Here is a 13,323-nt window from a genome sequence, read left to right on the forward strand (position 1 = left end):
CGTCTCTTCTTCGCGCCATTGACATAAAAAAGCCGACTCAAGGTCGGCCTGGTACTGTTGGGAAGAGATTTACGCGACGTTTTCCAGCACCGCTGGGATGGTGTCGTCTTCACGTAGCGTCAGAATCTCACAGCCGTTCTCCGTCACCACAATAGTATGCTCGTACTGCGCGGACAAGCTGCGATCTTTGGTTTTCACGGTCCAGCCATCCTTCATGGTGCGGATGCGGTAATCACCGGCGTTGACCATCGGCTCGACGGTAAAGGTCATGCCGGCCTGAAGCACCACGCCGCCGTCATCAGCATCGTAATGCAGCACCTGCGGCTCTTCGTGGAAACCTTTACCAATGCCGTGGCCGCAATATTCGCGCACCACAGAGAAATCCTGTGCTTCAACATACTTCTGAATCGCACGTCCCAGTTCACGCAGGCGGATGCCGGGTTTCACCAGACGCAGGGCCAGATACAGGCTTTCCTGGGTGACGCGACACAGGCGCTCGCCCTGAATGGTCGGCTTGCCGACGATGAACATTTTTGAGGTGTCGCCGTGATAGTCATCTTTGATCACCGTGACATCAATGTTGACGACATCGCCATCTTTCAGCAGACGATCGTCGCTCGGGATACCGTGGCAGACCACTTCATTGATGGAGATACACACCGATTTCGGGAATCCGTGGTAGCCGAGGCACGCGGAGATTGCCTGCTGTTTGTTGGTGATATGCTCGTGGCAAAGACGATCCAGTTCGCCGGTGGAGATACCAGGCACCACATGCGGTGCAATCATTTCCAACACTTCAGCTGCCAGGCGACCGGCAACACGCATTTTTTCGATTTCTTCAGGAGTTTTTATTGAAATAGCCATTAAATTAATCCGCGGCTGTCGAAAATTTCGACAATAATTGAGTTCTGTGCAGTCATGTTAGCAGCAGGCATTTGGGCTGCCAAATCGGGAAGTCTCAAGCCAATTTCTGTTAACGACTATTGGCGTATTCCTGCGCATTGTGGTATAAAGCGCGCCGACGATTCTCTGTCAGCCCCCAGGGCGAACAGGAAACGCATAAATCTCATTATGTGTACTAAAACACACATGTATCGACACGTACGCCGGGGTGCCTCGTAAGAGGTCGGTTGTATGGGATACATGGAGGCCCAACCCCAATCAAACTTTAGAGGTAATCATGGCAACTGTTTCCATGCGCGACATGCTCAAGGCTGGTGTTCACTTCGGTCACCAGACCCGTTACTGGAACCCGAAAATGAAGCCGTTCATCTTCGGTGCGCGTAACAAAGTTCACATCATCAACCTTGAGAAAACTGTACCGATGTTCAACGAAGCCCTGGCTGAGCTGAACAAAATTTCTTCCCGTAAAGGTAAGATCCTGTTCGTCGGTACTAAGCGCGCTGCTGCCGAAGCGGTAAAAGAGTCTGCACTGAGCTGCGACCAGTTCTTCGTAAACCACCGCTGGTTGGGTGGCATGCTGACCAACTGGAAAACCGTTCGTCAGTCCATCAAACGCCTGAAAGATCTGGAAACTCAGTCTCAGGACGGTACTTTCGACAAACTGACCAAAAAAGAAGCGCTGATGCGCGCTCGTGAACTGGCCAAGCTGGAAAACAGCCTGGGCGGTATCAAAGATATGGGCGGTCTGCCGGACGCACTGTTCGTTGTTGATGCTGACCACGAGCACATTGCAATCAAAGAAGCAAACAACCTGGGTATTCCGGTATTTGCTATCGTTGATACCAACTCTGATCCGGACGGCGTTGATTTCGTTATCCCGGGTAACGACGATGCAATCCGTGCTGTAAGCCTGTACCTGACTGCCGTTGCCACTACCGTGCGCGAAGGCCGTTCTCAGGATCTGGCTGAGCAAGCTGAAGACGCGTCTTTAGAGAACGCCTGATAAGGTCTGCTCTTTCACAGAGCCCTTAGACATCAGATGTAATCTGTTAAGGGGGCCGCACGGCCCCTTTATTATATCCAAGTCTGTCACGCTTCCATTAAGGCGAGCGGGGCAGAGTAAATTTTCCGCAACAAGTTTCTGGCAGTGTGCAAGCACTGAGAAACGAATCGAGGATTCTGGAATGGCTGAAATTACCGCTGCACTGGTAAAAGAACTGCGCGAGCGTACTGCCGCTGGCATGATGGACTGCAAAAAAGCGCTGACTGAAGCGAATGGCGATATCGAACTGGCCATCGAAAACATGCGTAAGTCTGGCGCAATCAAAGCAGCGAAAAAAGCGGGTAACGTGGCTGCTGACGGCGTGATCAAAACCAAGATCGTTGACGGTTTCGGTGTGATCCTGGAAGTTAACTGCCAGACCGACTTCGTAGCAAAAGATGCTGGTTTCCAGGCATTTGCTGACAAAGTGATCGACGCTGCTGCCGCTGGCAAAGTGACCGACGTTGAAGTTCTGAAAGCACAGTTCGAAGAAGAGCGTGTGGCACTGGTTGCGAAAATCGGTGAGAACATCAACATCCGTCGTGTTGCTATTCTGGAAGGCGCTGAGCTGGGTAACTACCTGCACGGCGCACGTATCGGCGTTCTGGTTTCTACCAAAGGCGCTGACGAAGAGCTGATCAAGCAGGTTGCAATGCACATTGCAGCAAGCAAGCCGGAATTCGTGAAGCCGGAAGATGTGTCTGAAGACGTGGTAGCGAAAGAGTACCAGGTTCAGCTGGACATCGCGATGCAGTCTGGTAAGCCGAAAGAAATCGCAGAGAAAATGGTTGAAGGCCGTATGAAGAAATTCACCGGCGAAGTTTCTCTGACTGGTCAGGCTTTCGTTATTGACCCGAGCAAAACCGTTGGTCAGGCGCTGAAAGAGAAAGGCGCTGATGTCATTAACTTCATCCGCTTCGAAGTGGGCGAAGGCATCGAGAAAGTTGAGACTGACTTTGCAGCAGAAGTTGCTGCGATGTCCAAACAGTCTTAACTGGTCCGAAAGAACCGCCAAAAGGCGGTTCTTTTTTGCCTGCATTTTGCTGCGGGCCTATTTTCAGTCACTTCCCAATAGCTTTTCTCTCTCGCTAAGCGGATGATTGATCAGATTTAACTTCTCCTTTTCATCATATCTTCCAGGAAGAATTGACCATGGCGACCAACGCAAAACCTGTATATCAACGTATCCTGCTAAAACTGAGTGGCGAAGCACTGCAAGGTGCTGAAGGTTTTGGTATTGACGCGAGTGTGCTTGACCGCATGGCGCAAGAGGTGAAAGAGCTGGTTGAGCTGGGTATCCAGGTGGGTGTGGTTATTGGTGGCGGTAACCTGTTCCGTGGCGCAGGCCTGGCGCAGGCAGGTATGAACCGTGTGGTCGGTGACCATATGGGGATGCTGGCTACCGTGATGAACGGCCTGGCGATGCGTGATGCGTTGCACCGTGCTTATGTCAATGCGCGCCTGATGTCAGCGATCCCGCTGAACGGCGTTTGTGATAACTACAGCTGGGCAGAAGCAATCAGCCTGCTGCGTAATAACCGCGTAGTTATCTTCTCTGCCGGTACTGGCAACCCGTTCTTTACAACCGACTCTGCCGCCTGTCTGCGTGGTATTGAAATCGAAGCTGATGTGGTACTGAAAGCCACTAAAGTGGATGGCGTTTACTCCGCCGATCCGGTGAAGAACCCGGATGCCACGCTCTATGAACAGCTGACGTATGCCGAAGTGTTGGATAAAGAGCTGAAAGTGATGGATCTGGCGGCCTTTACGCTGGCACGCGACCATCAACTGCCGATCCGCGTCTTCAATATGAACAAACCTGGTGCTCTGCGTCGTGTCGTGATGGGTGAAAAAGAAGGCACCCTGATTACGCATTAATACCCGACGCAAGATAAAATAGGGTATATTCTGTTGGCGCGGCGCTTGGGCGCTGCGCTATGCCCTGAATAATCCGTGCCCGATAGGGAACTCGAATTATTTAGGGTATCAGGATGATCGATGATTATCGATACCGCTTCCGGTTAGCCCGGAAATGGCCAGGTCAAACCGAATCCAAGGGTTTCAACGTGATTAACGAAATTAAAAAAGATGCTGAAACGCGCATGGACAAATGCGTGGAAGCATTCAAAAACACTATCAGCAAAGTGCGCACTGGTCGCGCTTCGCCCTCTCTGCTCGACGGCATTGTTGTTGAATATTACGGCACGCCGACGCCCCTGCGTCAGCTGGCCAGTGTTACAGTAGAAGATTCGCGCACGCTGAAAATCAACGTCTTCGATCGTTCTATGGGTCCGGCAGTTGAGAAAGCGATCATGGCATCTGATTTGGGTCTGAACCCAAGCTCTGCCGGTAGCGACATTCGTGTTCCGCTGCCACCGCTGACCGAAGAGCGTCGTAAAGACCTGATCAAAATTGTTCGCGGTGAAGCGGAGCAGGGCCGTGTGTCCGTCCGTAACGTACGTCGTGACGCGAACGACAAGATCAAAGCGCTGCTGAAAGACAAAGAAATCAGCGAAGACGACGAGCGTCGCGCGCAGGACGATGTGCAGAAAATGACCGATGTGCGTATCAAAAACGTTGATGCGGCACTGGCCGAGAAAGAAAAGGAACTGATGGAATTCTGATTCCATCATTATCTTATATACCCGAAATAATTCGGATTGCAGGTTGGCGGCAAGGGAATGAATCCCCAGGAGCTTACATCAGTAAGTGACTGGGGTGAACGAGCGCAGCCAACGCATCTGCAATTTGAAGTATGACGGGTATAAACGCCGTCAAGAGAGGTATTCTTCGTGAATGCGCTGTCTTGCGGCGTTTTATTTTGGTTCTGAAGAAGTGGGAAATTATCTGTCCCCTTCCTCTGAGTACACACGGAAAGCGTCATGAAGCGATTAACTCTGCTGGGTTCCACTGGCTCGATTGGCACCAGTACACTGGCGGTAGTACGGGAAAATCCTGAGCAATATCAGGTAACAGCCTTGGTAGCCGGTCAGAATGTGGCCATGATGGCCGAGCAATGTCAGCAGTTTCAGCCTCGTTATGCGGCGATGGCGGATGAAGCCTCGGCACAAGCGCTGCGTGAGCGACTGAGAGCACTCAACATCAACACCGAAGTGCTCTCCGGCGTTCAGGCGGCCTGTGAACTGGCTGCGCTTGATGAAGTTGATCAGGTGATGGCGGCGATTGTCGGCGCATCAGGTTTGCTTCCGACGCTGGCGGCTATCCGTGCCGGAAAAACTGTCCTGCTGGCCAATAAAGAATCGCTTGTCACATGCGGCCGTCTGTTTATGGAGGCGGTTCAGCGCCATCAGGCCCAGTTGCTGCCGGTCGATAGCGAGCACAACGCCATTTTTCAGAGTTTACCGGCTTCCATACAGCATCAGTTGGGGTACGCTGATCTGCGGGATAACGGCATCGAGTCGATTATTCTCACGGGATCAGGTGGTCCTTTTCGTGACACGCCATTAACCGATTTGGCCGGTATGTCACCCGATCAGGCTTGTGCGCATCCGAACTGGTCAATGGGGCGTAAAATCTCCGTTGATTCGGCCACCATGATGAATAAAGGTCTTGAATACATTGAAGCCCGCTGGCTATTTAACGCCACTGATGCGCAGATGGAGGTTATCCTGCATCCGCAGTCGGTAATCCATTCGATGGTGCGTTATTGCGATGGTAGCGTGCTGGCGCAACTGGGATCGCCGGATATGCGAACCCCGATTGCCCACAGCATGGCATGGCCAGCACGTATTCCTGCCGGCGTCACGCCGCTCGATTTCACCCGAATGAAAGCGCTGACCTTTTCTGAGCCGGATTACGCGCGCTATCCCTGCCTGAAGCTGGCAATTGACGCCTGTGCCACTGGCCAGGCCGCTACGACAACGCTAAATGCAGCGAACGAAGTGGCGGTGGCCGCATTCCTGCAGCATCAGATCCGCTTTACCGATATCGCTGCGTTAAACAGCGAAGTGTTGGCGTCGCTGAGCTGCGGTGAGCCCGACAGCGTTGAAGCAGTGATGGAGATCGATCGGTTAGCGCGGGTGTGTGCCAATGAAATGTTGCCACGCTTGCGTATAGCAGGTTGATTGTCCGCGCTATTTGTTAGCTCAGGGTGAAAATGGTATAGTCGCTCGCTCGCGTTTTTCGGCCTGGTGTTATTTTGATGCCAGCTGACCTTGAGGTTGGTACTTGCCGCAGGCGCAATGTATTCAGAAACCACAGCATTTCTGATTAAAGGAATTATTACGCGTTATGTCGTCCAACAATCACAACACATTCGATGACCGGGCTGATTGTACGCCGCGTCACGTAGCCATCATTATGGATGGTAATGGTCGCTGGGCAAAAAATCAGGGCAAACTGCGTATTTCAGGCCACAAAGCCGGGGTAAAATCAGTACGCCGGGCCGTCAGCTTTGCGGTCAGCCATAAGTTGGAAGCGCTCACGCTTTATGCGTTCAGCAGTGAAAACTGGAGCCGACCGATTCAGGAAGTGACGGCCTTAATGGAACTGTTTGTCTGGGCGCTCGACAGTGAGGTCAAAAGCCTGCACAAACACAATGTACGTTTGCGTGTTATTGGCGATATCAGTCGTTTCAATTCCCGTATCCAGGAACGCATTCGTCGCGCCGAGGAACTGACTCAGCAAAATAATGGACTGACTCTCAACATTGCTGCTAACTACGGTGGCCGTTGGGATATTATCCAGGGTGCCAGAAAACTGGCCGAACAGGTTCAGGAAGGTCTGTTACGTCCTGACCAGATAACCGAAGAGAGCCTGGCTCCATATCTTTGTATGAACGAGCTGGCGCCGGTGGATTTAGTGATAAGGACCGGGGGAGAGCATCGGATTAGCAACTTCCTGCTGTGGCAGATTGCCTATGCTGAGTTCTGGTTTACCGATGTTCTCTGGCCTGATTTTGATGAACACGTTTTTGAAGGTGCACTGAATGCTTTCTCTCTGCGGGAGCGTCGCTATGGCGGCGCTGCACCAGGCGGCGCCTGAGCAACCTGGGGGTAACCTTTGCTGAAGTCTCGTTTAATTACCGCGTTGATTTTAATTCCGCTGGTGATTGCTGCGCTGTTCTGGTTACCACTGTCCGGTTTTGCGATAACAACTATCATCATCTGCATGCTTGCCGCCTGGGAATGGGGGCAACTGGCGGGCATGGCGTCTCGCCAGCAACGCATCTGGCTGGCTGTGCTTTGCGGTTTATTATTGGCCGTGATGCTGTTCACCCTGCAACCTTATCAACGCGATTTGCATCAATTTCAGATGGAAAGCTCCTTGTGGGCATCGCTGGCTTGGTGGATTGTGGCGTTGGTTTTAGTGCTTTTCTATCCCGCATCTGCTGCGGTCTGGCGTCATTCTCGCCCGCTTCGTCTCCTGTTTGGCGTACTCACTGTTATCCCCTTCTTCTGGGGCATGATGGCGCTGCGCCAGTATCATTATGATACCGACCATTTCGCGGGTGCCTGGTGGCTACTGTTCGTGATGTTTCTGGTATGGGGTGCCGACTCCGGTGCCTACATGTTTGGGCGGTTGTTTGGCAAACACAAACTGGCGCCAAAAGTGTCTCCCGGTAAAACCTGGGAAGGCTTTTTGGGAGGGTTGCTCTCTTCAGCGCTGATTGCCTGGTTGTTCGCCCTGTTTGCACCGCTGACGATTGCCGCGTCCACCCTGGTTATTTGTGCCGTCATTGCCGCACTGGCTTCGGTACTGGGTGATTTGACGGAAAGTATGTTCAAACGTGAAGCCGGCATCAAAGACAGTGGTAACTTAATTCCGGGCCACGGTGGTATCCTCGATCGCATTGATAGCCTGACAGCAGCGGTGCCGGTTTTTGCCTGCCTGTTGCTGCTGGTGTTCCGCACCCTCTGAGGATTGGCGACCATGTTGAGCATACTCTGGAGTTTTGCAGCCTTTATTGTGGCGCTCGGCGTGCTGATTACCGTGCACGAGTTTGGTCATTTTTGGGTTGCGCGTCGCTGCGGTGTGAAAGTCGAACGATTTTCGATTGGTTTCGGCAAAGCGCTGTTCAGTCGCCGCGATCGTCAGGGCACTGAATACGTCATTGCCCTGATCCCTCTTGGCGGCTACGTCAAAATGCTTGATGAACGCGTTGAAAGCGTTCCGGCTGAACTGCGTCATCAAGCCTTCAACAACAAAGCGGTCTGGCAGCGGGCATCGATCATTGCCGCAGGTCCGATAGCTAACTTCATTTTTGCCATTATCGCGTATTGGGCGGTGTTTATTCACGGCGTCCCTGGCGTGCGCCCGGTGGTTGGTGAAATTCTGAACGGTTCCGTTGCGGCAGAAGCGCAAATTACCTCCGGGATGGAACTTAAAGCGGTAGATGGTATCGAAACGCCTGATTGGGATGCTGTGCGCATGGCGCTGATCGGCAAAATCGGTGATCAGAGTGCCACGCTAACCGTCTCGCAATTTGGTGAGGATGCCACGCAGCAGAAGCAGTTGGATTTGCATGACTGGCAGTTCGAACCCGATAAGCAGGACCCGGTTGTTGCGTTGGGCATCCGCCCTCGCGGACCACAAATCGAAACAACCCTGGCCGAAGTTCAGGCTAACTCTCCGGCGAGTGAAGCCGGTTTGCAAGCAGGCGACAGGATCGTTAAAGTCGATGGTCAGCCGTTAACACAATGGCAGGCTTTTGTGGTGCAGGTGCGGGATAACCCCGGCAAAAATATGGCACTTGAGGTGGAGCGAAACGGCGAATCACTGGCGTTGACGCTGACACCGGAAGCAAAACCGGGTAACAAGGCGGAAGGCTTTGCAGGGGTTATACCCCGTGTGATTCCGTTGCCTGACGAGTACAAAACGGTAAGGCAGTATGGGCCTTTTGCCGCCATCGGCGAAGCCAGTGTTAAAACCTGGCAACTGATGAAGCTGACGGTTTCCATGCTGGGCAAATTGATAACCGGGGACGTGAAGCTGAATAATCTGAGCGGGCCGATTTCGATCGCGCAGGGTGCCGGGTTATCAGCAGAATATGGGGTGATTTACTACCTGATGTTTCTGGCGCTGATCAGCGTTAACCTGGGCATCATTAACCTGTTCCCACTGCCGGTTTTAGATGGTGGACATCTGCTCTTTCTGGCGATCGAAAAGATCAAAGGTGGACCGGTGTCCGAGCGAGTTCAGGACTTCAGTTACCGCATTGGCTCAATTCTGCTGGTGCTGTTAATGGGGCTTGCACTTTTCAATGATTTCTCACGCCTGTAATAGCTGGAATGCAGACAGGCGTGGGATGTGTTAGGAAAACGCATAACAACGATGGCGATGAAAAAGTTGCTCATAGCGTCGCTGCTGTTTAGCAGCGCCACCGTTTACGGTGCAGACGATTTCGTGGTGAAGGATATTCATTTCGAAGGGCTACAGCGAGTCGCCGTCGGCGCGGCTCTGCTGAGTATGCCGGTACGTGTCGGCGATACAGTGAATGATGATGACATCAGAAATACCATTCGCTCACTGTTCGCCACCGGTAACTTCGAAGATGTTCAGGTTCTGCGCGACGGTACTACGCTGATTGTCCAGGTGAAAGAACGTCCGACCATTGCCAGCATCACTTTCTCCGGCAACAAAGCGGTGAAAGAAGATCAGCTGAAACAGAATCTTGAGGCTTCTGGTATCCGTGTCGGTGAAGCACTTGACCGCACCACGCTTTCTTCAATTGAGAAAGGCCTGGAGGATTTCTACTACAGCGTCGGTAAATACACCGCCAGCGTTAAAGCGATTGCTACTCCGCTGCCACGTAACCGTGTTGACCTGAAATTTGTTTTCCAGGAAGGTGTTTCTGCTCAGATTCAGCAGATCAACATCGTGGGCAACAAAGCCTTTAGTTCTGATGAACTGATCTCCCGTTTCCAGCTGCGTGACGAAGTGCCGTGGTGGAACGTGGTGGGCGATCGTAAATACCAGAAACAGAAACTTGCCGGGGACCTCGAAACCCTGCGCAGCTTCTATCTGGATCGCGGTTATGCGCGTTTTAATATTGATTCAACGCAGGTGAGCCTGACGCCGGACAAGAAAGGGATCTACATCACCGTCAACATTACCGAAGGCGATCAGTACAAGATCGCGGGTGTGATTGTTAACGGCAGCATGGCGGGTCACTCGGCGGAAATTGAACATCTGACGAAGATCCCATCGGGTGAGCTGTATAACGGCACCAAAGTCACTCAGATGGAAGACGACATCAAAAAACTGTTGGGTCGCTACGGTTATGCTTATCCGCGTGTGGTCACTCAGCCGGAAATTAATGATGCCGACAAGACGGTAAAACTGCATATCAACGTTGATGCCGGGAACCGTTACTACGTGCGTAAAGTCCGTTTCGAAGGTAACGATACCTCGAAGGACTCGGTACTGCGTCGTGAAATGCGTCAAATGGAAGGCGCATGGTTGGGCAGTGATCTGGTTGAGCAGGGTAAAGAACGTCTGAACCGTACCGGTTACTTCGAAACGGTGGACGTGGATACGCAGCGCGTGCCGGGCTCACCTGACCAGGTTGACGTGGTCTACAAGGTTAAGGAACGTAACACCGGTACATTCAACTTCGGTGTGGGCTACGGCACAGAAAGTGGCGTGAGCTTCCAGGTTGGCGTGACCCAGGACAACTGGCTCGGCACGGGTAACACCGTGGGTATCAGTGGGACCAAAAACGATTATCAGACCTATGCTGAATTCTCACTGACCGATCCGTATTTCACGGTGGACGGTGTCAGCCTGGGCGGTCGTATTTTCTATAACGACTTTAAAGCGGATGATGCTGACCTGTCTGACTACACCAATAAAAGTTATGGTGTTGATGGCACGCTGGGCTTCCCGATCAATGAAAACAACACCTTACGTGTTGGTTTAGGTTATGTTCATAACGACCTTTCCAATATGCAGCCGCAGGTGGCGATGTGGCGTTATCTTGATTCGGTAGGACGTCATCAGGAGCTGAATGATGATGGTGATTTCTCCGCGAATGACTTCACCTTCAACTATGGTTGGACGTACAACACTCTGGACCGCGGTTTCTTCCCGACATCTGGTAACCGTACCAACCTGAACGGTAAAGTGACCATCCCGGGTTCAGATAACAGCTTCTACAAAGCGACGCTGGATACCCAACAATACGTTCCGATCAACCGTGATCGTACTTGGGTGCTGTTAGGTCGTGGCCGTGTTGGTTATGGTGACGGACTCGGCGGTAAAGAGATGCCGTTCTATGAGAACTTCTATGCGGGTGGCTCCAGCACAGTTCGTGGCTTCCAGTCCAACACTATTGGTCCGAAAGCGGCGTACCTGAATGATGGCTCGTCAACCTGTACGCTGTCCGATCCGAATGGCATCTGTAAGTCAGATGATGCGGTCGGTGGTAACGCGATGGCGGTGGCAAGTCTTGAGCTGATCACCCCAACACCGTTCCTGAGCGAGAAGTATGCTAACTCAGTACGTACGTCGGTATTTTTCGATGCGGGTACTGTCTGGGATACCAAATGGCAGAACACCGCAGAAACGCGTGCGGCAGGGATCCCGGATTACAGCGATCCAAACAATATTCGCGTATCCAGCGGTATCGCACTACAGTGGATGTCACCGTTGGGACCGTTGGTCTTCTCGTATGCCCAACCGATCAAGAAAGTCGAGGGAGACAAGTCAGAGCAGTTCCAGTTTAACATCGGTAAAACCTGGTAAAGCTCTGAGCAGGGAAGTGTATACCCAAAGGGTATAAAGAGAGTCTGCATGCGTGTAGCCTGGCTACACGCTGCAAACACACATGTTGAGGGTAAGGAGTTTATAGTGAAAAAGTTGTTCTGTGCCGCTGCTCTGGGTGTTGCATTAGCTGCTTCTGCTGGCGCCCAGGCGGCAGACAAAATCGCCGTTGTTAACCTGAGCCAGGTTTTCCAGCAGTCTCCGCAGCGTGCTGTCGTTGCTAAGCAACTTGAGAGTGAGTTCCAGGGCCGTGCCTCTGACCTCCAGTCTCAGCAGCAGAAAATTCAGCAGGAGATTCAGGATCTGCAACGCAATGCTTCAACCATGAAAGCCAGCGACCGTACCAAGAAAGAGAAGCAGATCGCTTCTGAACGTGCTGCTTTCGAATCAAAAGCTCAGGCTTTTGAGAAAGACAACCAGACCCGTCAGATGCAGGAACGTAACAAGCTGCTGGCTAAAATCCAGACTGCTGTTCAGTCTGTAGCGAAAAGCGGAGGGTACGATCTGGTCCTGGACTCTCAGGCTGTGCTGTACACTTCTTCTGATGCTAAAGACATCACTGCTGACGTTGTAAAACAGGTTAAATAATCGATGTCATCTATTCGACTGGCTGATTTAGCCCAGCAGTTGGATGCAGAATTGCACGGAGATGGCGATATCGCCATCTCCGGCATTGCTTCTATGCAATCCGCCACAACTGGCCAAATCACTTTTCTTGCAAACAGCCGTTACCGCGAGCAACTCGCCCAGGTGCAGGCTTCGGCCGTGGTGCTGACGGAAGCGGATCTGGAGTGGTGTAATACGGCCGCGCTGGTGGTGAAAAATCCTTACCTGACCTATGCCCGCATGGCACAACTGCTGGACACCACGCCTCAGCCCGCGCAGAATATCGCGCCCAGCGCCGTGATCGACCCAACGGCCAAGCTGGGAAGCAATGTCTCGGTGGGTGCGAATGCGGTGATCGAGTCCGGTGTAGAGCTGGGCGACGATGTCGTCATCGGCGCCGGGTGTTTTGTTGGTAAGCACACGCGTATTGGTCGCGGTTCACGCCTGTGGGCTAACGTGACGATTTATCACGAAATCCAGATTGGTCAGGATTGTCTGATTCAGTCAGGCACCGTCATCGGTGCGGATGGATTCGGGTATGCTAACGATCGTGGCAATTGGGTGAAAATCCCGCAGTTGGGCACGGTGGTGATTGGTGATCGGGTGGAAATTGGCGCCTGTACAACCATCGATCGCGGTGCGTTGGATAACACTCTGATCGGCAATGGTGTTATCATAGATAACCAATGTCAGATTGCACACAACGTTGTGATCGGTGATAACACCGCGGTTGCCGGTGGTGTGATCATGGCGGGTAGTCTGAAGATTGGCCGTTACTGTATGATTGGCGGCGCCAGCGTCATTAACGGACATATGGAAATCTGTGACAAAGTCACCGTGACGGGAATGGGCATGGTTATGCGCCCAATCACAGAGCCTGGGGTATACTCTTCGGGTATTCCGCTGCAACCCAACAAAACCTGGCGTAAAACGGCAGCGTTGGTGATGAATATCGATGACATGAGCAAACGCCTCAAAGCCATCGAGCGTAAAGTCGGTAAAGACGAGTAACGCCATCCCACGACACCGGCTTCATAATAAGCAGCGTA

General features: G+C 52.4%; 12 protein-coding genes. 11 read left to right on the forward strand and 1 reads right to left on the reverse strand.

From position 1 onward, the window contains the following. Positions 1-69 precede the first annotated feature (69 nt). A complete protein-coding gene (gene map, locus AC6I8N_RS04120; protein WP_021184669.1) occupies positions 70-864 on the reverse strand; it encodes a type I methionyl aminopeptidase in 795 nt (264 codons plus the stop codon). Between the two features lie 316 nt (positions 865-1,180). On the opposite strand from map, the gene rpsB reads away from it, so the two are divergent. From rpsB to lpxD, 11 genes are all read left to right on the forward strand, one after another. Then, positions 1,181-1,906, forward strand: coding sequence for a 30S ribosomal protein S2 (gene rpsB, locus AC6I8N_RS04125; protein WP_013507942.1), 726 nt, complete (start codon positions 1,181-1,183; stop codon positions 1,904-1,906). 181 nt (positions 1,907-2,087) lie between these two features. Beyond that, positions 2,088-2,939, forward strand: coding sequence for a translation elongation factor Ts (gene tsf / locus AC6I8N_RS04130; protein ID WP_021184668.1), 852 nt, complete (start codon positions 2,088-2,090; stop codon positions 2,937-2,939). Between the two features lie 158 nt (positions 2,940-3,097). After that, a complete protein-coding gene (pyrH, locus tag AC6I8N_RS04135) occupies positions 3,098-3,823 on the forward strand; it encodes a UMP kinase (protein WP_013507944.1) in 726 nt (241 codons plus the stop codon). Positions 3,824-4,011: 188 nt separating this feature from the next. Continuing rightward, a complete protein-coding gene (frr, locus tag AC6I8N_RS04140) occupies positions 4,012-4,569 on the forward strand; it encodes a ribosome recycling factor (protein ID WP_021184667.1) in 558 nt (185 codons plus the stop codon). 258 nt (positions 4,570-4,827) lie between these two features. Then, positions 4,828-6,030 (forward strand): 1-deoxy-D-xylulose-5-phosphate reductoisomerase, encoded by a 1,203-nt coding sequence (gene ispC / locus AC6I8N_RS04145; RefSeq protein ID WP_021184666.1) that lies wholly within the window; start codon positions 4,828-4,830, stop codon positions 6,028-6,030. A gap of 166 nt (positions 6,031-6,196) precedes the next feature. Continuing rightward, positions 6,197-6,949 (forward strand): (2E,6E)-farnesyl-diphosphate-specific ditrans,polycis-undecaprenyl-diphosphate synthase, encoded by a 753-nt coding sequence (gene ispU / locus AC6I8N_RS04150; protein WP_497830106.1) that lies wholly within the window; start codon positions 6,197-6,199, stop codon positions 6,947-6,949. A gap of 18 nt (positions 6,950-6,967) precedes the next feature. Then, the gene (gene cdsA, locus AC6I8N_RS04155; RefSeq protein ID WP_021184664.1) at positions 6,968-7,825 is read left to right on the forward strand and encodes a phosphatidate cytidylyltransferase; all 858 of its coding nucleotides are present in this window, start codon (positions 6,968-6,970) and stop codon (positions 7,823-7,825) included. Between the two features lie 12 nt (positions 7,826-7,837). Further along, positions 7,838-9,187: a sigma E protease regulator RseP gene (gene rseP / locus AC6I8N_RS04160; RefSeq protein WP_021184663.1), complete on the forward strand. Its 1,350-nt coding sequence runs from the start codon at positions 7,838-7,840 to the stop codon at positions 9,185-9,187. Positions 9,188-9,238: 51 nt separating this feature from the next. After that, positions 9,239-11,650: an outer membrane protein assembly factor BamA gene (gene bamA / locus AC6I8N_RS04165; RefSeq protein WP_036626612.1), complete on the forward strand. Its 2,412-nt coding sequence runs from the start codon at positions 9,239-9,241 to the stop codon at positions 11,648-11,650. A 105-nt stretch (positions 11,651-11,755) separates the two neighbouring features. Further along, a complete protein-coding gene (locus AC6I8N_RS04170) occupies positions 11,756-12,256 on the forward strand; it encodes an OmpH family outer membrane protein (protein WP_013507951.1) in 501 nt (166 codons plus the stop codon). 3 nt (positions 12,257-12,259) lie between these two features. Further along, positions 12,260-13,285: a UDP-3-O-(3-hydroxymyristoyl)glucosamine N-acyltransferase gene (lpxD, locus tag AC6I8N_RS04175; protein WP_208724840.1), complete on the forward strand. Its 1,026-nt coding sequence runs from the start codon at positions 12,260-12,262 to the stop codon at positions 13,283-13,285. Positions 13,286-13,323: the final 38 nt, after the last annotated feature.

The organism is Pantoea sp. X-Soil-TKNS-1279, assembly GCF_059730565.1.